The organism is Frankia umida, assembly GCF_023242945.1.
GTDB classification, from domain to species: Bacteria; Actinomycetota; Actinomycetes; order Frankiales; family Frankiaceae; genus Frankia; species Frankia umida.
The window spans coordinates 71,379-94,456 of record NZ_JALKFT010000021.1 but is presented as its reverse complement, the minus strand read 5'-3'; the positions used below and the strand labels follow the sequence as shown (position 1 = coordinate 94,456).

Below are 23,078 nucleotides of genomic sequence, written 5' to 3'. Positions count from 1 at the left end.
GGCTCGTTGGGATGGGGCCCGCAGGGCCTCGGTCTGGGTTACCCGGTGGGCGCGGCCATTCTGTCCGCGCTGCTGGTGGCCATCTTAGTGGTGTGGGGGGGGCGCGGGCGGCCCCCCCCGCGGCCGTCGCCGACCGGATCGCTTCGTCGGCGTCCCGATCGGCGCTGGTACTGCCATCGGTGCCATCGGTGCCATGGTTGCCAGCGGTGCGGGTGGTGCCAGCGTTGGCCGCTCGCGCGGCGTGGACGGCGTCCACCGTCGCCCGCACTGTCGCGGCCAGCGCCTCGCCGGCGGTCACCAGGTGCCGGGCGACCTCCGGCCGTTCGGCGACGAAGGTGGCCAGCAGCTGGCACCACGGGCAGCCGGGGCAGCTCCACGCCGCCCCGGCCGGCCCGGAGCCGGAGCCCGCCGGCCCGGTCTGGTCGTCAGCCGCTGGCGCGTCGTCGGCGGCCGCCGCGTGGCAGTCGCAGGTGCGCTCCGGCGGCGCGGACGGCTCGCCCGGGCCGCCGGCGGCCGGCGCGGTGCTCGTCCGTCCGGCTGTTCGTGGGGACGCGGGCTGCTCGGAGCCGGACTTGTCGGGCACCGGACGGCCAGGGGTGGTCGGCACCCCGATCAGGGCGCTGGCGCCCGCGGCGGCGACGTCGGCGACGACGCTCCAGAGCCGCCGGGCCGGCGTGGCCCGCGCCGGTTCGTCACCGGCGAGGGAACGCAGGGCGTCGGCGAGCAGTGCCGCCTCGACCGCCAACGACCCAGGCGCAGGTGCGCGCCCCGGCCCGGCCGAGCCCGCCGAGCCCGCCGAGCCCGCCGAGCCCGCCGAGCGACGTGCCCCGGCCTCGTCGGCGGCCCCGGCGGCGGAGCTCATGCGCGCACCCAGCGATCCGGGTCGGGAACGAACGAGACGACCAGTCGGTCACCGCGCAGCCGGGCGGCACTGACATCGCAGCGGCGCAACGCGGCGGGCAACGGCACGGCCCGGCGGAACGCGCCCACCGTCACCACCAGGTCGTCGCCCAGGCGGGCGAGATCCACCTGCGAGCCGTCGACGAACGGCAGGCCGAACGTCAGCGCGAACCCGTCCTCGGTGCGTTCGACCCGCGGCTGGTCGCCGCCCACGGCCAGGCCGGAGCCGAGCACACTGGCCGGATCCAGCTCGCCGTAGGCCGCGGCACCGAACGCGGCCAGTTCCTCCAGGCCCACGGGTTCGCCCGCGCGGTAATGGACCGGCAGGACGGGCGTCGGTGCGAAGGCGCTGGTCAGCTCGGCGAGTTCCTCGCGATGGGCGGCCGCCCAGCCGGCCCGCCAGGCATCCGCGCCGATCGGCGACAGAATCCGGTTGACGACCACACCGTCCAGGGTGAACCCGTGCAGCGCCAGTGCGGTGAGACTGCTCTGGGCGGCCCGCAGCGCGCCACCCTGTGGGGTGAGCACCAGTCGCACGCTGGTGGTGGCCTGATCGGTCAGGATCGCGCGCAGATCGATCGCGGCCCGGTGAATGCGCGAGACGGTGTCGTAGGCGGGGGCGGCGAGGCTCCCCCACCGGCCACCGAACACGGATCTGCCGAACCCGGGTCGCAGCCAGCGGGCGAAGGCGCCGTCGGGCGGCAGAAGCCGCCGGCAGTACCAGGACAGCGTCTCCGGGAAGGCGAGCAGCCGCAGCATGCCGGCCAGCGGCCCACCGTCGACGACGACGACGTCATGGTGACCGGCGGTGAGGCCGTCCCGCAGCTCGAGCAGGGTGAGCGTCTCGATGGCACCGGGCAGGAAGGCGAGCTCCTCGAGCTCCATCGGGTCGATGGCGACGCTTGGCCAGGTGTGCGCCAGCACCGCCCGGACCGCCGGCCAGCGGGCCTCCACGGCCTGGCGCAGGTCGACCTGCCGGCCGGTCAGATTGGGTTCGAGTTCGGTCTCCTGCGCGCCGACCGGATGGTCGAGCACCCCGGAGAGCCCGGCTGCGGGGTCGACGGACAGCAGCAGGGTGCGGTGCCCGCGCTGGGCGGCGAGCACCGCGGTCGCCGCCGCCACTGTCGTCGTTCCGGCCCCGCCCTTGCCGGTGACGAGCACACACCGCACGTGAGCTCAGCTCTCGACGTGCTTCTTGAGATCCTTGAGCGCGGCGTCGACGATGCCGCTCTGCACCTTGCGCCGCAGCATGCCCGGGATCTTGACCTTGGTCTCGGCGGTGAGGTCGTAGGTGACCTCGGTGCTGCCATCGCCCAGATCACGCAGCGTGTAGCTGCCGTCCTGCGACGACATCGCCTCGCCCTGCACCATCGACCAGCTGACCTGCGAGTTGTCCGTCCACGTGTACTCGTTGACGAACTCGTCCTTGATGACGATGGCGTTGATACGGAAACGGGCGCGGCGCGGGCGGCCGTCGGGGCCGATCTCGAGCACCTCCGCCTCCTCGATCTGCCCGACCCAGACCGGGTAGGCGGGGATGTCGGCGATCGCGCCCATCACCGCGGCCGGCCGGGCGTTGATGACGATCGTCGATCGGGCGTGGTCCGCCATGGCGAGTAGCACCTCCACATTCGTCTGACATGTCTTGTCGGACACGTCTGCAGGAGCACGGCGTCGCCGGCTCGCCGGTTTTCCGGGCATCCTCGCGGAGCCGGATGATTCCCCGACCGATCGCCTGAGGCTACCGGAAGCCGGACCGGCCACCACGGAGCGGCCGGCTACCACTCGAGGACGAACGGCCGGCCGGTGGCGTTGAAATGCCCCACGTTCACGCACCGCGTGCCACCGATCTCAATGCTGGCCAGCAGCGGCTGGTGCACATGCCCGAACAGCACGTAGCGAGGTCGGGTGTCGTGAATGGCGGCCAGGATCGCGGTGCTGCCGCGTTCGAACCGGCCAGCGACCACGTCGTAGACGAGCTCCGGCAGATGCGGCGGAATATGACAGCAGAGCACGTCCACGGCTCCCAGAGCGGCCACCTTGGCCGCGAAGGTCCCCTCGTCGATCTCATACGGGGTACGCATCGGACTGGACAGCCCCCCACCGACGAAACCGAAGCGCCAACCGTCGAGCTCGACGGTCTGCCCGTCCAACAGGGTGATGCCCGAACGCAGGAAGTCGGGATACAGGTGGGGCAGGTCGACATTGCCGAACGTCAGGTAGGTGGGGGTCGGGAAGGCGGCGAACAGCTGCGCGTACTGGCGGCGGACCGCGTCCTCGACGATCTGCGTGCGGTCCCCGCCCAGCTCCGCCCACAACGACTGCGACCACGCCCGGGCCTCGTCGAACCGGTTGTCGGTACGCAGTCGCACCATCCGGCGGACGGCCTCGGCGCCGAACAGGTCGCCCATGATGCCCCCGCCGGGGTTGGCATAGTCGGTGAACAGCACGAGATCACCCAGACAGATGAACGCATCGGCGCCCCGCCCCGCCGCGGCCAGCGCATCGGCCCGCCCGTGTACGTCGCTGACCACATGCACCCGCATATCCGAAGCTTAGGGCCCTGACAGTCGCCTACCCGACGCTCGACGGCTAACGTCTGATGACCCGGGACGGTCAACGCCGCCCCGGGTATCCGCATCCGCCGGGCATCTCCATGCGTCCGATCGCACGCCCGCGAACCAGTAGGAGTACCTGTGCGTGAGTACACCTCCGCCCCTGCTGTCAGCATCGCGGACGACGCGACGTTGACAGATGCCGTCCTGCGCAACGCCGGCCGCGATCCAGACCATGTCCTGCTTCGTCGCAAGGACGGCGACCGGTTCATCCCGATCACCCAGGCGCAGTTCCGGGACGCGATGCACGCGACCGCCCGGGGCCTCGTCGCCCGCGGCGTCACCCCCGGCGACCGGGTCGGCATCCTGTCCCGCAGTCGCTACGAGTGGACGGTGCTCGACTACGCGATCTGGGCGGCCGGGGCGGTCACCGTGCCGATCTACGAGACGTCCAGCCCCGACCAGATCGAGTGGATTCTCGCCGACGCCGGCGTCGAAGTGCTGGTCGTCGAGGACGCCGAACTCGCCGGCCGGGTCGCGTCGATCCGCGCGGACGTGCCGGCGCTGCGCGATGTCCTCGTCATCGAGGCCGAGCCTTCGGCGACATCGACGGACGATTCCGCCGGCTCCTCGTCCGCCGCGGGGGCGCTGGCCATCCTGGCCGAGGCGGGGGCCGCCGTCGACGAGGGCCAGCTCACCGCCGCCCGGGCCACCCAGAACGCCGACAGCCTGGCCACGATCATCTACACCTCCGGGACGACGGCTCGACCCAAGGGCTGCGAGATCACCCACCGGGCGCTGCTGTTCATCGCCGATGACACCGTCGCGATGCTGCCGAGCATGTTCACCCAGCACTCCTCCACCCTGCTGTTCCTGCCGCTGGCGCACGTGTTCGCCCGGATGCTGCAGGTCGGCGTGGTGCAGGGCGCGTTCGAACTGTCCTACTCCCCCGACACCCGTGATCTGCTGGCGGATCTGGCACACACCCGGCCGACGTTCCTGCTCGCCGTCCCCCGCGTGTTCGAGAAGGTGCACGCTGGCGCCCGCACCAAGGCCCACGGTGAGGGACGCGGGCGGATCTTCGATGCCGCCGAGCAGACCGCCGTCGACTACAGCGAGTCCCTCGACCACGGCGGTCCGGGCCTCGGACTGAAGCTGCGGCACCGGGTGTTCGACAAGCTGGTGTACGGCAAGCTGCGGGCCGCCCTCGGCGGCCGGGCCCGGATCGCGGTCAGCGGCGGGGCACCGCTGTCGCCGCGTCTGGGCCACTTCTACCGGGGCATCGGCTTCATCGTCCTCGAGGGCTACGGCCTGACCGAGACGACGGCGCCGGCCACCGCGAACCGACCCGGCGCGATCCGGATGGGCACCGTGGGCCAGCCGCTGCCCGGGGTGACCGTGCGCATCGCCGACGACGGCGAGGTGCTCATCCGCGGACCCCTGCTGTTTCGCGGCTACCGCAACAACGAGACGGCGACGAAGGAGGCGCTCGACAGCGAGGGCTTCCTGCACACCGGTGACCTCGGCGAACTCGACGACGACGGGTTCCTGCGGATCGTCGGCCGCAAGAAGGAACTGCTGGTCACCGCCGGCGGCAAGAACGTCGCACCGGCACCGCTGGAGCACATCATCACCAGCAGCCCCCTGATCAGCCAGGCGATGCTGGTCGGCGACGGCCGACCCTACATCGCGGCGCTGGTGACCCTCGAACCGGACGCGTTCGAACGCTGGCGTGACCAGGCCGGCCGGCCCGCCACCGCGAGCCTCGCCGACCTCGCCGACGACCCGCAGCTGTGCGCCGAGGTGCAGAAGGCCGTCGACACGGCGAACGCGACGGTCTCGCGGGCCGAGAGCGTCCGCCGGTTCGTGATCCTGCCGGAGGACTTCACCGTGGAGGGCGGCGAACTCACCCCGAGCCTGAAGGTCCGCCGCTCGCTCGTCCTCAAGCGCTACGCCGACGCCGTCGAGAGCCTCTACCCCACGGGCGAGCACCGCTAGGCGGCCGAGGGTGGCGGGGCGTCGTCCGGGTTCGTTCCGGTGGCGAGCAGGTGGCGTAGGCGGGCGGCGAGGACGTCCCAGCGCCAGTGCTGTTCCACCCAGGCCCGGCCGGCGGCGCCCATCGTGGCGGCGCGGTCCGGGTCGGCGAGCAGGTCACCGACCGCGGTGGTGACCGCGGCCAGATCCGTCCCGTCGATGACGGTGCCGGTGTGCCCGTCACGCACCGCGTCGGGCGCGCCACCGCTACGCCCGGCCACCACCGGCAGCCCGGCCGCCGACGCCTCCAGGTAGACGATGCCGAGCCCCTCGACCTCGAGGCCACGCAGCCTCGTCCGACATGGCATGGCGAACACATCGCCGGCCGCGTGGTGGGCGGGCAGTTCCTCCCAGGGCACGGACCCGGTGAACGTCACGTCGGCCTCGACGCCGACCGCACGGGCCAGCCGCGCGAGCTCCGCCCGGTGCGGCCCACCGCCGACCACCAGCAGCGCCGCCTGCGGTACCCGCCGGCGCAGCGCCGGCAGGGCTCTGATCAGCATGTCCTGACCCTTGCGGGGCACCAGCCGGCTCACGCAGACCACCACCCGACGCCCGGTGAGCCCGTACCGGCGGCGGATCTGCTCACGCCCCACACCCGGTCGGAACACCGTCGCGTCCACCCCGCTGGGCAGCCGGGCGAGCACCGGCCCGTCACCGACCGCCGGCGCGATCCGGGCCCGGGTGTAGTCGGTGAGGTAGGTGATGACGTCGCTCGTGGCCCCGACACGCCGCAGAGCCTGGCGGGCCGCGGGCAGCGCCGCCCAGCCGACCTCATGACCATGGGTGCTGGCCACCACCCGCTCGACCTCCGTGCCACGGCGCAGGGCCGCACCCAGCAGGCCCAGCGGCGCGGCCGCCCCGAACCACACCGTGTCGCAGCCCTCGGCCCGCGCGAGATCGCGGACCCGGCGGGCGACAGCCGGGGTCGGCAGCAGCAGCGACGTGGGATGACGCACCACTGGGAACGGCTGCGCCGCATCGAACCCGGCCGCGCCCTGCCAGCCCGACGCGTACACGACGACCTCGCCCGCCGGGAGCCGGGAGGCGAAGGAGTGCACATACGCCTGGATGCCCCCCGGCCGCGGCGGAAAGTCGTTGGTCACGACCAGTACCCGCATGCGCCCATGCTGCCGCATCCACCTCCGCACCCACCGCGCCGGGGCCGCCGCGGCGCGCACGCCGGGTCAGTCTCCCCAGGTGCGCACGGCGGGCTCAGCCCGCGCGGCGTGGCGGCGGGGCATGCCGGGACCCGCGTTCCAGGATCGACCCCGCGAGTTCCTCCAGCGGCGGCAGCAGACCCGCGGCGCCGAGCAGCCGCAGTGCCCGCCGCTCCTGCTCGTCCCACCCCCCGCTCACGGCGGGAGCCGCACGGCCCGGCATCCCACCGGCGGGAACCGGGCCGTGCCGCCGATCGCCGCCGGCGGGCGGCGACGCGTCACCCGTGTCGGCGAGCATGACGGTGACGACGCAGTCGGCGCAGCGCACGCCACGAGCCACGCAGGAATCGCAGTCGATCAACATCGCTTTCACCTTCCCGAGCTCCGGACGAGCACGGCCGCCGACGGCAGGCCTTGCGCGCCGACATCCCGACGTCACCGACGGTAGGACCCGGGTCTGACAGTTTTTTTGCCCACCGACCGGCGGGCGAGCAGTCGAGGCGGGCCAGCGGGTCGAAACGGGCTAGCGGTCGAGGCGGGCCAGCAGGGCGGCGGAGGGGACCGCGCGCGCCCCGGCGGCCGCACAGTTGTCGACCACCTCACGGTCGGAGGTGACGACGACCACCGGCCGCCCCTGCGGTTCCAGCTTCACCAGCCGGACGATCTCCTCGTCGGCCAGCCGCCCGGGCCGGCTGAACAGCACGCGCACCCCGCGGGGCATCGCCACCCCGACCGGGCGGGCCACCACCGCCGTCGCGTCGAACACGACGGTGACCTCGCTGTCGGGGTGCCGTCCGACCAGGGCCCCGAGCCCGGACAGCAGGCGTTCCCGCTGCGAATGCAGGGGAAGTTGGCCATAGCCGCGCTTGGTCACGTTGTAGCCATCGATGATCAGATGGACGCCGGGGACGGCCAGTACCTCGTCCAGCAGGGTCGGGTCGTCGTCGGGTCGGCCCCGGGCGCCGACGAACGCGTGCGGCCCATGGCTTGGCCCGTCATGCGCCCGCGCGTGCAGGTCCGCCGGGCGGCCGGCGGTGGGGGGCAGGTCGAGCTCCCGGCGCACTCCGTTCGCCGCGCCCATCAGCGTGTCGAGCAGGACCCGCAGCCGAGCGTCGCCGACGCTGCGGGACTCGCGGGTGTCGCGGCGAGCCCCCGTCAGCGCCGACTCCAGCTCCCCGATCCGGGTGCGCAGCCGGCGCGTTTCCGCTTCCGCCTCGCGGGCGGCGGCGAGGGCCTCGTCCCGCTCGGTCCGCGCGGCGCTCACCGAGGCGTCGGCTGTCTCCTGCGCCCGCCGAACCCGATCACCGGACGCGCGGAGTCGGCGCCTGACCTCGTCGGCATCGGCACGCGCGGTGGCCACCTGGGCGCGCAGCCGTTCACCCTCGGCGGCGGCGACGCGGGCGCTGGTGGCGAGCTGCTCGGTGAGCCGGAGGATGGTGCGGTCGGCCTCGTCGGCCCGGTGGCGCGCCTCGTCCTCGCTGGTCGAGGCGGCCGCCGCCTCGACCAGCTCCCGCCAGCCCGACACCCGCAACAGGTAGGCGACCGCGGCGACCTTCTCCGGTGGCGCTGCCGGCGGCGGCCCCTGCGCCGACTCGACGGCCTCGGCCAGCTCCGGCTGATGCCGCCGAATCCACTCGGCGACGCGGGCCCGGAAGGTGTCGCCGTCCACCGCGGCGGCCAGCGGCAGCGCCCCCAGCCTGACCCGCTTGGACGGAGTGAACCGCCGCACGGCGATCAGCGACGAGGGCACCTCCGCCTCGGACAGATCGGCGAGGGTGTGCGCGGCGAGCTCCACGACATGCTGACGCACCGGGGCGGGCAACGGCTCGCTCATCACGCGACCGCCGCCCGGTACCGAACCCCGGCCCAGACCGTGACCACCGTCGAATCCGACGCGCGCGTTGGCATCGGCGCCGGTGTTCGGGTCGGTGCTGATGTTCGAGTCGGTGCCGACGTCGATCCGTATGCGGTCAACCTGCGGGAACGCGTCAGAAATGCGACCATACGTACCCGGATCGGACCCGGTGGGCCAGGGTGGATCCGAACATGCGCCCCTGCCCCGGTATGCCCCGATCCGACCGCGACCGCGGCCGACCGACCGTTCGCACCGCGATACCCCACCGCTTCCGGAGCACAACGGTATGAGGACGAACCGCGCTTCCGGCGGCTCGCCCGACCGGCCAGGCAGCAGGGCACGTGGGGACTCCGGAGCCAGCGGGAACAACGAGGACGGCCCAGCCTATCGGCCTCGTCGGACAAGGTCTGCGGGGGTCGTGGGCGCGGATCACGACCGGCCACCCGTAGCTGGGCGGGCATTGTCTCATGTGATAGTCGACTTATGTAGCCTGACGTGGCGCGCACCCTACGCGGCATTATTCCGAAATACGCAGCTCCGGCTGCGCTGGAAAGGACCACCGTGACCGACCAGAACCCCCCTCACCAGCCCCCCAGCGGGGACGGGAGCCGGGAGCCGTGGGCCGGTGGGCCCGACCAGTCGGATGAGCAGACCCGGCTCGCCTGGTCGGGCTCCGCACCCCCGCCGCAGCAGACGCCCAGTGGCCCGCAGGCGCCACCACCGAACCCCGGCGGCCAACCGAACGCCGGCGGCCAGCCCACCCCCGGCCAGTGGGGCACCGGTCCGCAGTCCGGCCCAGCGCCGGGCTGGCCACCGCAGGCGGCGAGCGGCCCCGGCTGGGGCCAGCCCGGTGCGGCGAGCCAACCAGGTGCGGCCCAGCAGAACTGGCCCCAGCCCGGCGCCGAGCAGCAGAACTGGGGCCAGCCCAACGCCGACCAGCAGGGCTGGGGTCAGCCCGGTGCTGGTCAGCCCAGTGCCGAGCAGCAGGGCTGGGGTCAGCCCCATGCCGACCAGCAGAACTGGGGCGGCCCGGGCCAGGCCGGCGGTTGGCCGCAGACCAGCGGCTACCCGGCGGGCGGCAGCGGTCCCTACCAGGCCGGTACGGGCTACCAGCAGCCCGGCGGCTACCCGGCGGGAACGGACTACTACCAGCAGCAGAACCAGTATCCGCCGGGCCAGTACCAGCAGCCGGGCGCCTACCCACCGCCCGGTGGCTGGCAGCAGCCCGGGCAGCCACCGCACCAGCCGCCCAAGCGCAATCCGCTGCTCATCATCGTGCCGATCGTCGTGGTCGCCGCGATCCTGCTCGGCGTGGTGATCATCCTCGCGGTGGGCGGTGGCGACGACAAGAAGGACGACGTCACCTCCCCGATCCCCGGCCCCTCGCTCACCGCGCCGGCCGTGCCGACCGTCCCGGCGCCGTCCGCTCCGGCCACGACCGGCCCGGCCGGGGTGTCCAACTGCGTGCCGCTGAACCCGCAGGCCCCCGCCGCGGGAACCGCGGGCATCGGTGGCGCCGGGACCGTCGTCGGCGAGGCCAACTCCTCGGTCAGTGACTTCGAGGCCAAGGTGACGCTCAACAGCGTCTGCTCGACCACCGGCACGGTGACCAGCTACGGCGACCCGCCGAACCAGGGTGCCTACTACATCCTCAACGTGACCGTCGAGGTGAGCCGGGGCGACACCTCCGCCTCACCGTCGGACTTCTACATCCAGACTCCGGACGGCACGCGCTACGACGGCAGCTACGACAACGTCGAGCCGCGCCTGTCCGCCTCGACGGTCAAAGCCGGCCAGCGTGTCCGCGGCAATGTCGTGATCGACGCACCGCCCGGTCACGGGGTCCTGAACTGGGAGCCGCTGTTCGCCGTAACCCCGGCGAAGTTCCAGCTCTGATCCATCCCCAGCTGTGATCCGTTCCCGGTGCCGGTGGGATGACCGGCACCGGGAGCCGTCACGACAGTGCGGCCGTCTCAGGACAGTGCGGCGCGGATCCGGGCGGCGGCGGCGTCGAGGTCGGCGGGGTCCGGGCTGGGGTCGGCCAGCGCGAAGTCCAGCTGCGACTCGTTCTCGATCGGCAGCAGGTGGACGTGGGCGTGCGGCACCTCCAGCCCCGCGACCATCACTGCCACCCGCTGCGGCTGGTAGGCCCGCGCGATGGCCCGGCCCACCGTCGCCGCGGTGGCCCAGACGCCGGCCTGGACGTCATCGGGCAGGTCCGTCCATCGGTCGATCTCGACCCGCGGAACCACCAGGGTGTGCCCCGGACGGATCGGCGCGATCGTGAGGAGGGCCACCGTGTGCTCGTCGGAGTACACGATCCGCCCCGGCAGTTCGCCCTTGATGATCCGGGTGAAGACGCTCGCCATGACCCATGACCCTATCGACCCTGTCCCCGACGCCGTCCGCGCCGGGCCACGACGGCGACGGGCCACGACGGCGACGGGGCGTCACAGCCCCTGCCGCCCAGCCGACACCCGTGATCCACGAGCGACGGCTCAGACGAACGGACGGGAGAAGCCGGCCTGGCCCGCGGTCATGACGCGGAACTCGTTGCCCTCGGGGTCGGCCAGGACGTAGCCCCGCTCGCCGTCGTCGTCGTAGCGACCGACCCGACGCGCGCCGAGGGTGAACAGCCAGCCCAGCACCCGCTCGGCGTCGACGGCATAGAGGTCGAGGTGCAGCCGGCTCGGCCCGCCACCGTCGCGGGCGCCCGGGCGCAGCAGCAGCTTCGGGCCGGCGCCCGCGGGGTGACGCAGCACCGCCGCGTCCCCGTCCCGCCAGAGGACCTCATAGCCCAACGCGGCGGACCAGAATCGCACCATAAGATCCACATCCGCACAGTCCACTGCCACGCGCCCCACCCGGATCCCGTTGGTCTCAAACCACGCCACCCGGGCATGATTCCGCATTCCCGGCGGGTTGGCTCGCCGAGTGGGCCGCAGAGGTCCGTGTCGCGACCTCCTCGGCGCTTCCATGGACACACCAGGGACCATCAACGGACAGCGGACGGGCGATTCTGTCGGTGGCTGGTCATAGCGTGACCGCGTGCACCGAGACCCCGTTCCTGCCGCCGGTACCACCCCCGCCACCGCGTCCGCCGGCGTGACGGCGTCCGCGAAGGGTGCGCGCGCGGGAGCGGGCGGGGCGCCCAGGCAGGCGAGTCTGGAGGAGCTGGGGCGGCCGCTGTCGGACCTCACCTTCGTCGTGGTGGACCTGGAGACGACCGGTACCGCCGCAGCCACCTCGGAGATCACCGAGATCGGCGCGGTGCGGGTGCGCGGTGGTGAGGTGCTGGCGGAGATGGCGACGCTGGTCCGCCCGAGCGGGCCGATCCCGGCGCTGGTGTCGGTGCTGACCGGCATCACCGACGCGATGGTCGTCGAGGCGCCCGGCGAGGCCGAGGTCGTGCCGACGTTCCTGGAGTTCGCTCGGGGCGCGGTGCTCGTCGCCCACAACGCTCCGTTCGATCTGGGCTTTCTGCGGGCCGCACTCGAACGCTGCGGGTACCCGCCGCCGACCTGGGAGCATCTGGACACCCTGCGCATCGCGCGGCGGGTCATCAGCCGGGACGAGTCGCCGGACTGCCGGCTCGGCTCGCTGGCGCGGTTGTTCCGCAGCACCACCGAGCCGTCCCACCGGGCGCTCGCCGACGCCCGGGCCACGGTGGACGTGCTGCACGGGCTGTTCGAGCGGCTCGGTAACCTCGGCGTCCACACGATCGAGGAGCTGCACGACTTCAGCGCCCGGGTGTCCCCGGCGCAGCGGCGCAAACGCCACCTCGCCGACGGGCTGCCGACCGGGCCCGGGGTGTACGTCTTCCGCGACCCCCAGGGGCGGGCGCTCTACGTCGGGACGTCCCGCTCCGTGCGCACCCGGGTACGCAACTACTTCACCGCCAGTGAACCCCGCACCCGGATGGCCGAGATGATCGCACTCGCCGACCGGGTGGACGCGATCAGCTGCGCGCACGCGCTGGAGGCCGAGGTCCGGGAGCTGCGCCTGATCGCCGAACACAAGCCCCCGTACAACCGGCGCTCGCGCCATCCCGAACGGGCGATCTACCTACGCCTGACCGACGAGCCGTTCCCGCGGCTGTCCCGGGTGCGCGACCTGCGGGACGACGCGGTGGCGCTCGGGCCGTTCACCAGTGTGCGCGACGCCCAGGACGCCGCCGACGCCCTGCACGCCGCGGTGCCGCTTCGCCAGTGCACCGGGCGGCTGAGCCCCCGCGTGCAACGGCCCGCCTGCGCGCTGGCGGACCTCGGCCACTGCGGAGCACCGTGCGACGGCCGGGAGGACGTCGCGACCTACGCCGGTCATGTCACGGCCGCGCGGGCCGCCATCACCGGTGACCCGACCCCGGTCATCGACGCCGCGACCCGGCGGATGGACCGGCTGGCCGACCAGGGCCGCTATGAGGAGGCAGCCCACGAACGCGATCGGATGGTGAGCTTCGTGCGCGCCGCTGCCCGCGGTCAACGACTGGCCGCGCTGACCGCGATCACCGAACTCGTCGCCGCCGCCCCGACCGCGGACGCGGGCTGGGATCTCACGGTCATCCGCCGCGGCCGGCTGGTGTCGGCGGTGACGGTCGCCCCCGGCATCGACCCACGGCCCTGGGTGGACGCGGCGGTCGCCAGCGCCGAGACGGTGCTGCCCCGACCCGGTCCCGCGCCGTGCGCGTCGGTCGCCGAGACCGAGCGGCTCGCCCGCTGGCTGGCCGGGCCGGGGGTGCGGCTCGTGCGCCTCGAGGGCACCTGGAGCTGGCCGGTCATCGGCGCCGAGCGGGCCGCCGGCCGATTCGCGGCCCTCACCCGCGCGGCGACCGCCACCGCCACCACCACCACCGGCTCTCGCTGAGCTGGGCTGGGCTGGGCTGACGTCAGGCCGTCCGGGGAAAGGGCCGGGCCGGTGCCGACGCGTGGTTCGCGGTCGGCACCGGCCCGGGTACAGCCAGTCGTGCGGTGAAGCTCAGTGCTTGGTGGTGCTGTCCGGCTCGGCGCCCTTTTCCTTCTCCTCGACGAAGAAGCCGCTGACGGCCTTGCCGGCCCGTCGGGCCAGCCCGGTGCCGTGGCTGTCGCCGTGGCCGTTCGCCGCCGGCAGCGCGTACCGGTCGTTCGGCACCTGCGGGTAGTCGGGGACGGGGGCCGGCTTGGGCCGGTGGTCCTCGACGAACTCGCCGTTGGGCAACTGCCGGATGATGCCGGTCTCGATGCCGTGGTGCTCGATCTCGGTGTCCTTGTCCTGCAGGTTCAGGCAGAGCTTCTTCGTCACCGCGTAGGCGATCGGCGGGACGATCAGCAGGCCGATCCGGCCCGCCCAGGTCATCGCGTTCAGCGAGATGCTGAAGGTCTTGGCGATGACGTCGTTACCGCCGGAGATCCACAGCACCAGGTAGAAGCTGATCGCCATGGCGCCCAGCGCCGTCCTGGTCGGCGCCTCACGGGGCCGCTGCAGAAGGTTGTGCGACTTCGTGTCACCGGTGAACCGGGCCTCGAGGAACGGCCAGATCGCCAGCAGCGTGAACAGGATGCCGGGCAGTACCGCCGTCGGCCAGAACACCGCCGGAACGGTGTGGCCGAGGCCGCGGAACTCCCACGGCGGCATCAGTCGGGTCGATCCGTCCAGGAAGCCGATGTACCAGTCGGGCTGGGACGCCGAGGACACCTTGGACGGGTCGTACGGACCGAACATCCAGATCGGGTTGATCTGCGCCAGACCGCCCAGCAGCGCGATCATGGAGAAGGTCATCATGAAGAACCCGCCGGACTTCACCGCGAAGATCGGGAAGACCCGGTGGCCGACGACGTTGTGCTCGGTCTTGCCCGGCCCGGGGAAGTCCGTGTGCTTCTGCTGCCACAGGATGGCCAGGTGGGCGCCGATCAGGGCGAGCAGCACCCCCGGCACCAGCAGGATGTGCACCACGTACAGCCGGGGCAGGAAGTTCGCGCCCGGGAACTCGCCGTTGAACAGCATGAACGACGCCCACGTCCCGATGATCGGGATGGACTGGGCGATCGACGCCGCGATCCGCAGACCGGTACCGGAGAGCAGGTCGTCCGGCAGGGAGTAGCCGGCGAAGCCCTCGAGGATGCCGAGGATGAGCAGGCCGACACCGATCAGCCAGTTGACCTCACGCGGCTTGCGGTAGGCACCGGTGAAGAACACCCGCATCAGGTGCACGATGATCGACGCGACGAAGATCAGCGCGGCCCAGTGGTGGATCTGGCGGAAGACCAGGCCCGCCCGGACGTCGAAGCTGATGTCGAGGGTCGACGCGTAGGCCCGGCTCATCTCCACGCCCTTGAGGGGCACGTAGGGGCCGTTGTAGATGACCTCGGTGTTCGACGGGTCGAAGAACAGCGTGAGGTAGATGCCGGTGAGCAGCAGGATGACGAAGCTGTAGAGCGCGATCTCCCCGATCATGAACGACCAGTGGTCGGGGAAGACCTTGTTCAGGTTGCGCCGCAGCCCGGCCTGCGTGCCGAACCGTTCGTCGGCGGCCCGGTTGAGTTTGCGGACCGGACCGGGCCGCTTGACGAAGTCCGGTGGGGCTGCGGTTGTCATGAGCGCTCCCAGAAGGCGGCACCGACAGGCTCGTCATAGTCACCGTTGCGGGCGTACAGGTACCCCTCCGCGTCCGCGGCGATGGCCAGCTGCGGCAGCGACCGGCTCGCCGGGCCGAAGATCGCCCGGCAGCCGTCCAACACGTCGAAGACCGACTGGTGGCATGGGCAGAGCAGGTGGTGGGTCTGCTGCTCGTAGAGGCTCACCGGGCAACCGGCGTGCGAGCAGATCTTCGAGTAGGCGACGTGGCCGTCGACCGACCAGTTCTCCCGGCCCTTGCGCGGCCGGTCGACCCCCGGTGGCAGCCGGATGAGAATGGTGGTGCTGTCCGCCTTGGTCTGGATGTCGGTCTTCGCGTCGTAGGACACCTGACCGCTGGCACCGGTGACCGGAACGGCCGGGAAGACCGTCTCGATTCCACCGATGGACACATCGCCCAGTTTGACGTACCGGCCCTCCTCCGTCACCAGCCGGGCGCCCTTGACCCAGGACGTGTGGTCAAGCTTCTTGCCGGGCTTGGCGTTGGTGAGGTTCAGCAGTGGCACCACGACCAGTCCACCGAGCACCGTGCTCGCCCCGAGCAGGGTGCGGCGCAGCAGCGGGAAGCGGGTCAGGCCGGTGTCGGCGAAGCCGTCGGCGACCTCCGCCTCGGTGACCGCGATCTCCTCCTTGCTGGAGGTGAACTCGTGGCGCTCCTGGACGGCGTGGTCGTGCGGCATGAGCCGCTTGGCCCACAGGATCAGGCCGATGCCGAGTCCGCCGACCGCGATGCCCAGGGCGGAGCCCAGGCACGGGGTGTAGTACTCCTTGTGCTTGTCACCGACGAAGTTCGTGATGACGAAGCCGACCGTGCCGACCACCGAGACCATGAACCACAGCGCGATCACACGCTCGGCTCGCCGCTCGGCGCGGCGGTCATGGTCCTCGGCCCGCGGGCGACGGGGGGTGACCCCGCCGTCGCCGGCCCCGCCCCGCATCACCGTGTGCTGCGGGTCGCGGGTGGAGTCGGTCTGGTGCGGCGGGGTGCCCAGCGCCTCCGGACCGTCATGGGTGCCGGCGGAGACATCCGGTCCCCCGGCGGAGACGTCCGACCCCTTGGCCGGCGCACCGGAGGTGTCGACCGGGTGCTTGGCCCGGTGGAAGATGCTGCTCATCGAGTCCTGATCAGCCTTGTCCGCCGGCTCACCCTGGTAGCCGGCGTAGTGCATGCGCTCGGATGCGGAGTCCCCCGGGCCGTCGGGCTCACCCGATCCGCCCGGTCCCGGCCTGCCCGGGCCCGTCTGGTCGCTCATCGCTTCTGCCTCGCTCCGATCCACAGGCACACGGCCAGCAGACCTCCGATGCCGACCAGAATCGCCAGCAGACCCTCGGGCACCGGACCGTACTTGCCGAGGCTGAAGCCACCGGGGCTGGGCGCGTCGGTCAGGTGGCGGACGTAGGCCGCGACCGCGACCGCGTCCTCTTCGTTGATCTGACGGTCACCGAAGACGGGCATCGACTCCGGTCCGGTCCGCATCGCCTCGATGATCTGAGTCGCGGTCGACCCGTCCAGCGAGGGCGCGAACTTGCCGTAGGTCAGTGGGGCACCCTGGGCTACCGCCTGATGGCACTGCGCGCAGTTGGCCCGGTAGAGCTCGCCACCCTTGGAGAGCGCCGCGTCATCCAGTGCGGTGTCGTCGACCTTGGGGATTTCCGGACCGCCACCGAGGCTGTCGATGTACGCGGCCAGCTGGGCGATCTGCGTGTCCGAGTAGATCGGTGCCTTGCGGTCGGCCTGCGCGGCCGGGGCGGCCAGCGGCATCCGACCGGTGGAGACCTGGAAGTCCACGGCGGCGGCGCCGACCCCGATCAGGCTCGGCCCGGTGCTGGAGCCCTGGGCGCCGAGCCCGTGGCAGGTGGAGCAGCCCTGGAGGTACAGGGCCCGGCCCTGGCGGACCGCCTCGTTGGAGTCGGACGCGGACGCGGCGTTGCCGCCGGGCGCCAGCAGCGTCCACAGCACGCCGGTGGCGAGAAGGCCAAGGGCGAGCACCAGGGCGGACGAGCGACGGCGCCGCTGCGAGGTGGACACCCGACGGCGCGCACGGCGGCGGCCGAGCAGGCCGGGACGGCCGGCGACCGGCTTCGCCCCCGAGCCCGCCGTCTCCGTGTCGGCCTCTTCATCGGCGTCGGCCTCATCGGCGTCGGCTGTCACGTCGGCGTCGGTCGCCACCTCGGCGGCAGCGACATCGGCGTCGACGGGTTCGACGTCACCGGGTTGGACGTCGGCCGCGTCGGCATCTGCGTCGGCGTCGGTACTCGCGGCCGCCCTGGCCCGGGTCGACGTCCCGGTCGACTCCGGCGAGGCGGCGGCGTCCCGCGGCGGGGTGGCCGCGGTACTCGCCGGGATGACCGGGGTGGTTTCCGGCGGCGTGTCCGACGATGTGCCTGAAGATTCAGTCATGTCGCTCACTGGAGGAGGTAGATGGTCGCGAAGAGGGCGATCCAGACGACGTCGACGAAGTGCCAGTAGTACGACACGACGATTGCCGATGTCGCCTTCTCCGGCGTGAAGCGCCCATACGTCGACCGGCCCAGCACCATGACGAAGGCGACCAGTCCACCGATCACGTGCAGCCCGTGGAAACCGGTGGTCAGGTAGTAGACCGAACCGTAGGCGTGCGACGCCATCGTGAACTCGTTCTCGCCGAAGTACTCGTTCACCTGGCCGCCGATGAAGACAGCGCCCATGATCAGCGAGATCAGGTACCAGCGTCGCAGGCCGAACACATCACCCCGCTCGGCGGCGAACACGCCGAGCTGACAGGTGACGCTGGACAGCACCAGGATCACGGTGAAGAACAGCGCGTACCCGACGTGCAACTCCACGGGTCCGTGTTCGGACCCGATGGGGTCCCCGGTCGTCGGCGGCCAGTTGCCGCTGTTGACCGAACGGATCGTGAAGTACATCGCAAACAGGGACGCGAAGAACATCAGCTCCGACGACAACCACACGACCGTGCCGACCGAGACCATCGAGGGACGGTTGGCCGTCGGGTGTGGTGGTGGAGCCTTCTCGAGGACGGGGGCTGAGGCCACGTCGGTCATTCTGACACGCGCCGCCCCAAGCGCCACCGTAGGTTCGACGTTCGGTAGGACTACGACTCGTCGATGACCGGCGCCCGGCACCGACGCAGCCGGTGTGCGCCGGGTGCAAATTCCTGTGCCGCAGGGAAAACCGCAGCTCGGGAGGCTGCCCGCGAAGCCGCCCGCACCCTTGGGCCGAGTGGGAGCGTCCCGGCGGATGTTGCGTGCCTCACCCACCGCGGGTCCTCCTCAGGAGCCGGGTCGGGCGGCACGGCGACCCTGGGCCGGTTGGCACACCACCCCCGCGGGCCATACCCGTCCACTCCCAGGTGGGGCTGCCCGCAAAGCGAAGCCGGCGGCGTGGGTGGGACGTCGCGTCCCCACCCACGCCGCCGGCTGGCGACCAGACCCTGTCAGCCGAACATGACGGTTCCGGCCGGATATGACGGTCTTATCCGGACATGGCGGTTCAGCTGGACATGGCGGCCAGGGCGCGCAGCCCCTCCGCCGGCAGCGCGATGCCCGCCTCGGAGCCCGGGTCGACGGCGAGCAGGAGCTCGTCGGACGGCCAGATCCGACCGAGCGTCGCGATCTGGACCGTCCGGTAGCGATCGACCTCGGGCAGGGCCGCGGCCAGCCGCTGCTCGGAGGTGAACGTCGGGACGAACTGGGTGCCGTCCTGGCGCTGCGCGACCGGAAGCTGCAGGACGTCGCCGTCGGCATCGGACAGGTCGGTGACGTCGTCGCCGAGGTCGGGCAGCAGGACGTCGGCCAGCGCCAGATCGCCGAGCGCGGAGCGCTCGTTCTCCCCGTCGGCCAGCCGGCACAGCGCGGCCCGGGCGGCCGTGCCCCGTTCGGCCTGCGGACCGTCGGGCCCGCCCATGCTGTCCGCCCCCGTCAGGGTGTCTGCTCCGGTGCGGCCATCCGGCTCGGCTGTCGCGTCCGGCCCGGTGAATGCGTCGTGCGCGGGACGTAGCTGGTCATCGGTCATGGGTTGACTCCCTTGACGTGGACGAGCGTGCTGACGTGTCGTGCCGTAGGTCTTTCGCGTACCCCGCCACGGTCACGCCGAACGGATGCCCCCGGACAATGTGTCCGGCGTCTCGGCACCCGGCATCGCGGCGTCCGGAGTCTCGGCCGCACTGCCCCTCGGCCGTCCTGTCGTCCGTCGTCCGTTGTCGGCTCGTTACCGTCGTCCCGCAGGACCGGTGCAGCGGTTGGAGCGGATCGGCGGATCGGCGCTCAGCCGCGCAGGGCCAGGTCGGCGATGAGGGCACGGCGGGTGGCGCCGGTCAGCGGTGTTCCGTCGTTGTAGGCGGGATGGTCGATGACCAGTTCGGCGGGGACGTCCGGGTCGCGGAAGAGATCACGAACCTGCTCCCCGAGCGCGAAACGCACCATGTGCACCGAGACGGTCTCGCTGGGGACCTCCGGGTCCTCGTCCGGGCCGGGGATCTCCTGCCCGGCCACCCGCGTCCCGCCGATCTCCAGGAGGACGCTGTGTTGCAGGCCGGCGAGCCGGCGCAGTTCGTCACGCACCGTGGCGAGCACGTCGAGCTCGAGGAACAGCGTCGCCGTCAGGGCATGACTACCTGGCAACAGACGCGAGTAGGCGTCGATCTCGTGGGCGACGTCGGCGGGCGCCGTCAGTCGCTCGGTGTAGACCATCTCCTGCACCTGGTAGCGCAGCGTCTGCTCGTTCTCGAACTCGGCGACCACGATGTCCCCGACTCGGACGCGCCGTTCGGCCCGCACCGGGAGCATCTGTCGGCGCAGGTCGGGCCGCCGCTGCGCGTACGCCTGATGGTCGGTGATGATGTCGGCGACGGTCAGCGCCATGGCGCGGCCTCCGGGTATCGGTAACGGTCTGGTCCGGGCGGTGGGACGGGCGACAGACGGGCAACGGGACGGCGGACGAGACCGGCGACCGGTCAGGACGCGCGGGGCGCGGGACCGGTCGCCGGAGTGTCGCCAGGGGTGGTGCGGCCGTCGGCCTGGGGCCGATCAGGCGTCGGCGGTCTCCTCGGCCTTGAGCGCGTCGAGGGCACGCTTGAACCGACCGGCGTGGGTCTTCTCCGCCCGGGCCAGGGTGGAGAACCAGTCCGCGATCTCCTCGAAGCCCTCGTCACGAGCGGTCTTCGCGAAGCCGGGGTACATGGCGGTGAACTCGTAGGTCTCACCGGCGACGGCGCTGGCCAGGTTCTTCGTCGTGGTGCCGAGCGGCTCGCCGGTGGCCGGGTCGCCGACCTCGGCCAGGAAGTCCAGGTGCCCGAAGGCGTGCCCGGTCTCCCCCTCGGCGGTGTCGCGGAACAGCGAGGACGCGTCGGTCAGGCCCTCGATGTCGGCGCGACGGGCGAAGTAGAGGTAACGCCGGTTGGCCTGGCTCTCCCCGGCGAACGCCTCCTTGAGGTTCTCATGCGTCTTGGTGCCGTCAAGCTTGGGCATGTCACGCTCCTTTGCGATGAGTGTTCCCCGCTGAGGTCTTCCCAGCTGGGATGATCACTGTGGGCTGGCCGGACCCCCGACTCGGACCGAGCCCGCGCCCTGGGCCTGACAGTCCGGACAGATTCCCCGGAACTGCAGGTCGTACCCGGTGATGGCGAAACCCGAGCGCCGCGCGATCTCCGCCATCATCCCGTCGGGAACCGGATGGTCGAGATCGACCGCGCGGCCACAGCCTTCGCAGACCGCATGATCGTGGCGGCAGGTGTTGGCGTCGTACCGTGCCGCCGCACCGCCACCGAGGCTGAGTTCCAGCGCCTGACCGGTCGACACCAGCAGCGCCAGGGTGCGGTACACCGTAGCGCTGCCGATCCGCGGCGAGGTGCGCCGCACCCGCTCGTAGACCTCGGCCGCGGTCGGATGGTCATGCGCGGCGCGCAGCACCTCGAGGACGGCCATCCGCTGGGGGGTCAGTCGAAGATCGGTCTGGTCGGTCATGGATCACGCCCGTCGATTGAGAACGAATCTCAGTATCACTCAGTCGGCCGGCGCTGGCAATCTCGGGTCGATGGGCCGGCTCCACGGCCACGGCGGGCGTGAACGAGTAATCTTCGGACGGATCGCGCCGGTCAGCCGCACGGGAGGGCAGCACGCCATGCAGGTGGAAGCTGGGCACGACACCACCCCGAAGACCATCCTGGTGTACGCCGACCGCGCCGAGGTACGGGCCCGCGTCATCGCCGCCCTCGGCCGTCGTCCGACGCGGGATCTGGCCCCCCTCGAGTTCGTCGAGGCCGCCACCGCCGCGGAGGCGATCGGCGTGGTCGACCACCACGAGGCCGACCTGTGTGTCTTCGACGCCGAGGCCACCCCGAGCGGGGGCATGGGCCTGTGCCGGCAGCTCAAGAACGAGGTCACCGACTGCCCGCCGGCCGTCCTGCTCATCGCCCGCCCGGACGACCGGTGGCTCGCGACCTGGTCCCAGGCCGACGCCGTCGTGGCACATCCCGTGGACCCCGCCCAGCTCACCGAGGCGGTCGTGACGCTGCTGCGTGCCCGCGCCGGCGGTGCGGCGGCGCGCCGACCGCTCACCGGCGCCCAGCTCGCCGGCTGAGCGGCCCCACCATGACCCTCGAGACCGCCGTCTCCCCCACCACCGCCGCGGCCCCCTCCGCGACCCCGGCCGCCTCCGCTCCTGCCACCTCAGCCACCTCAGCCATCTCGACCGATGCGACCGCCTCGGCTTCAGGCGTCGTGAGCCCTCCCGGCGGCGCGAGGGCGGCTGCCGCGCCCACCTGGCCCGACCTGATCGGCACCCTGCTGGCGGGCACCCCGCTGGACCGGACGGGCACCGCCTGGGCAATGGACCAGATCATGGCCGGGGCGGCCTCAGCCGCGCAGATAGCCGGCTTCGTGGTGGCGCTGCGGGCCAAGGGCGAGACCCCGGCGGAGATCGACGGTCTGGTCGAGGGGATGCTCGCCCACGCCGCCCCCCTGGACGTCGCCGCCGAGCTGCGCGTACGCGCCGTCGACACCTGCGGCACCGGTGGGGACCGCTCCAACACGGTCAACATCTCCACGATGGCCGCTCTCGTGGTGGCCGGCGCCGGCGTCCCGGTGATCAAACACGGCAACCGGGCGGCGTCGTCGTCCTGCGGGTCCGCGGATCTGCTCGCCGAACTCGGGGTGGTCGTGGACCTGCCGCCCGCCGGTGTCGCCACCTGCCTGTCTGCGGCGAACATCGCGTTCTGCTTCGCCCGGACGTTCCACCCGGCCATGCGGCACGTCGGCCCGATCCGGGCCGATCTCGGCGTGCCGACCGCGTTCAACATCCTCGGCCCGCTGACAAACCCCGGCCGCCCCGGGGCCCAGTCCATCGGGGTCGCCGACGCGCGACTCGCGCCGGTCGTCGCCCGGGTGCTGGCCGACCGCGGCACCCGCGCCCTGGTCTTTCGCGGCGACGACGGGCTGGACGAGCTCAGCCCCGTGACCACCTCCACCGTCTGGGTCATCCCCGGCAACCCGGTGGCCTCGGCGGACCTCGCGGGCTCGGCGGGCTCAACGGGCTCGGCGGGCTCAACGGGCTCGGCGGAGCAGGCGCCGCCCCGACGCGAGCGCTTCGACCCACGTGAGGTCGGCATCCACGTCCCCGACATCGCCGCCCTGCGGGGTGCGGACGCCCCTCACAACGCCAGGGTCGCGCACGCGGTGCTGGCCGGTGAGCCGGGCCCGGTCCGCGACACCGTGTTGCTGGCCGCTGCCGCCGCCCTGGTCGCCGCGGACGGCCCCACCCGGGCACCGGTCGCCGAGCAGATCGCCGCGGCCCTCACCCGCGCCGCCACCGCCGTCGACTCCGGCGCCGCCCGCACCGTGCTGGACCGCTGGATCAGCACCAGCCAGGCCGCCGCGGCCGCGCCCGACCACGCCCCACAAACCACCTGAGACACCGACACGGGTAACCATTCGGGGACGTGGGGAAGCCCCCCGGCCCGACAGCAG

At 72.4% G+C, this 23,078-nt stretch carries 22 protein-coding genes; 5 read left to right on the top strand and 17 right to left on the bottom strand.

The window, feature by feature from the left end:
* The 4 genes from MXD59_RS18945 to MXD59_RS18930 all read right to left on the bottom strand — a co-directional run.
* Positions 1-862 (bottom strand): hypothetical protein (locus tag MXD59_RS18945; RefSeq protein ID WP_248825994.1); only part of this gene is annotated, 862 nt, incomplete at its 3' end.
* Positions 859-2,070, bottom strand: coding sequence for an ArsA family ATPase (locus MXD59_RS18940; protein ID WP_163548962.1), 1,212 nt, complete (start codon positions 2,068-2,070; stop codon positions 859-861). The genes MXD59_RS18940 and MXD59_RS18945, both read right to left, overlap by 4 nt.
* A gap of 6 nt (positions 2,071-2,076) precedes the next feature.
* Entirely contained in the window at positions 2,077-2,511 is a 435-nt protein-coding gene (locus MXD59_RS18935) for an SRPBCC family protein (RefSeq protein ID WP_248826000.1), read from the bottom strand.
* Positions 2,512-2,678: 167 nt separating this feature from the next.
* Positions 2,679-3,446 (bottom strand): metallophosphoesterase family protein, encoded by a 768-nt coding sequence (locus MXD59_RS18930; protein ID WP_248825993.1) that lies wholly within the window; start codon positions 3,444-3,446, stop codon positions 2,679-2,681.
* A 150-nt stretch (positions 3,447-3,596) separates the two neighbouring features.
* On the opposite strand from MXD59_RS18930, the gene MXD59_RS18925 reads away from it, so the two are divergent.
* The gene (locus MXD59_RS18925; protein WP_248825992.1) at positions 3,597-5,453 is read left to right on the top strand and encodes an AMP-dependent synthetase/ligase; all 1,857 of its coding nucleotides are present in this window, start codon (positions 3,597-3,599) and stop codon (positions 5,451-5,453) included.
* Here MXD59_RS18925 and MXD59_RS18920 read toward each other — a convergent pair.
* The 3 genes from MXD59_RS18920 to MXD59_RS18910 form a co-directional block, all read right to left on the bottom strand.
* On the bottom strand, positions 5,450-6,610 hold the full coding sequence (locus MXD59_RS18920) for a glycosyltransferase family 4 protein (RefSeq protein WP_248825991.1): 1,161 nt from the start codon (positions 6,608-6,610) through the stop codon (positions 5,450-5,452). The genes MXD59_RS18925 and MXD59_RS18920 overlap by 4 nt on opposite strands.
* A gap of 94 nt (positions 6,611-6,704) precedes the next feature.
* A complete protein-coding gene (locus tag MXD59_RS18915; RefSeq protein ID WP_248825990.1) occupies positions 6,705-7,013 on the bottom strand; it encodes a hypothetical protein in 309 nt (102 codons plus the stop codon).
* A gap of 159 nt (positions 7,014-7,172) precedes the next feature.
* Positions 7,173-8,483 (bottom strand): NYN domain-containing protein, encoded by a 1,311-nt coding sequence (locus MXD59_RS18910; protein WP_248825989.1) that lies wholly within the window; start codon positions 8,481-8,483, stop codon positions 7,173-7,175.
* 582 nt (positions 8,484-9,065) lie between these two features.
* Here MXD59_RS18910 and MXD59_RS18905 point away from each other — a divergent pair.
* Complete coding sequence (locus tag MXD59_RS18905) at positions 9,066-10,400, top strand: DUF4352 domain-containing protein (protein WP_248825988.1); 1,335 nt, start codon at positions 9,066-9,068, stop codon at positions 10,398-10,400.
* A gap of 77 nt (positions 10,401-10,477) precedes the next feature.
* On the opposite strand, the gene MXD59_RS18900 is transcribed toward MXD59_RS18905, so the two are convergent.
* The gene (locus tag MXD59_RS18900; protein WP_163547401.1) at positions 10,478-10,873 is read right to left on the bottom strand and encodes an HIT family protein; all 396 of its coding nucleotides are present in this window, start codon (positions 10,871-10,873) and stop codon (positions 10,478-10,480) included.
* A 129-nt stretch (positions 10,874-11,002) separates the two neighbouring features.
* Positions 11,003-11,416: a VOC family protein gene (locus tag MXD59_RS18895; RefSeq protein WP_163547400.1), complete on the bottom strand. Its 414-nt coding sequence runs from the start codon at positions 11,414-11,416 to the stop codon at positions 11,003-11,005.
* Between the two features lie 193 nt (positions 11,417-11,609).
* On the opposite strand from MXD59_RS18895, the gene MXD59_RS18890 reads away from it, so the two are divergent.
* Positions 11,610-13,367: a DEDD exonuclease domain-containing protein gene (locus MXD59_RS18890; RefSeq protein ID WP_248825999.1), complete on the top strand. Its 1,758-nt coding sequence runs from the start codon at positions 11,610-11,612 to the stop codon at positions 13,365-13,367.
* 111 nt (positions 13,368-13,478) lie between these two features.
* Here the strand turns inward: MXD59_RS18890 and qcrB are convergent, their stop codons facing one another.
* The 8 genes from qcrB to MXD59_RS18850 form a co-directional block, all read right to left on the bottom strand.
* Positions 13,479-15,074, bottom strand: coding sequence for a cytochrome bc1 complex cytochrome b subunit (gene qcrB, locus MXD59_RS18885; protein WP_248825987.1), 1,596 nt, complete (start codon positions 15,072-15,074; stop codon positions 13,479-13,481).
* Complete coding sequence (qcrA, locus tag MXD59_RS18880) at positions 15,071-16,366, bottom strand: cytochrome bc1 complex Rieske iron-sulfur subunit (protein ID WP_248825986.1); 1,296 nt, start codon at positions 16,364-16,366, stop codon at positions 15,071-15,073. Before qcrA ends, qcrB begins: the two co-directional genes overlap by 4 nt.
* Positions 16,363-17,265: a cytochrome bc1 complex diheme cytochrome c subunit gene (qcrC, locus tag MXD59_RS18875; protein WP_248825998.1), complete on the bottom strand. Its 903-nt coding sequence runs from the start codon at positions 17,263-17,265 to the stop codon at positions 16,363-16,365. The genes qcrA and qcrC overlap by 4 nt, the downstream gene beginning before the upstream one ends.
* A 254-nt stretch (positions 17,266-17,519) precedes the next feature.
* Positions 17,520-18,158 (bottom strand): aa3-type cytochrome oxidase subunit III, encoded by a 639-nt coding sequence (gene ctaE / locus MXD59_RS18870; RefSeq protein ID WP_372512132.1) that lies wholly within the window; start codon positions 18,156-18,158, stop codon positions 17,520-17,522.
* 448 nt (positions 18,159-18,606) lie between these two features.
* Positions 18,607-19,128, bottom strand: coding sequence for an SseB family protein (locus MXD59_RS18865; protein ID WP_248825985.1), 522 nt, complete (start codon positions 19,126-19,128; stop codon positions 18,607-18,609).
* Positions 19,129-19,379: 251 nt separating this feature from the next.
* The gene (locus MXD59_RS18860; protein WP_248825984.1) at positions 19,380-19,976 is read right to left on the bottom strand and encodes a DUF3501 family protein; all 597 of its coding nucleotides are present in this window, start codon (positions 19,974-19,976) and stop codon (positions 19,380-19,382) included.
* A 165-nt stretch (positions 19,977-20,141) separates the two neighbouring features.
* The gene (locus tag MXD59_RS18855) at positions 20,142-20,582 is read right to left on the bottom strand and encodes a rubrerythrin family protein (RefSeq protein ID WP_163547394.1); all 441 of its coding nucleotides are present in this window, start codon (positions 20,580-20,582) and stop codon (positions 20,142-20,144) included.
* Between the two features lie 54 nt (positions 20,583-20,636).
* Complete coding sequence (locus MXD59_RS18850) at positions 20,637-21,077, bottom strand: Fur family transcriptional regulator (protein WP_248825983.1); 441 nt, start codon at positions 21,075-21,077, stop codon at positions 20,637-20,639.
* A 157-nt stretch (positions 21,078-21,234) separates the two neighbouring features.
* On the opposite strand from MXD59_RS18850, the gene MXD59_RS18845 reads away from it, so the two are divergent.
* A complete protein-coding gene (locus tag MXD59_RS18845; RefSeq protein WP_248825982.1) occupies positions 21,235-21,693 on the top strand; it encodes a response regulator transcription factor in 459 nt (152 codons plus the stop codon).
* An 11-nt stretch (positions 21,694-21,704) separates the two neighbouring features.
* Complete coding sequence (gene trpD, locus MXD59_RS18840) at positions 21,705-23,021, top strand: anthranilate phosphoribosyltransferase (protein WP_248825981.1); 1,317 nt, start codon at positions 21,705-21,707, stop codon at positions 23,019-23,021.
* The last annotated feature ends 57 nt before the right edge of the window (positions 23,022-23,078 follow it).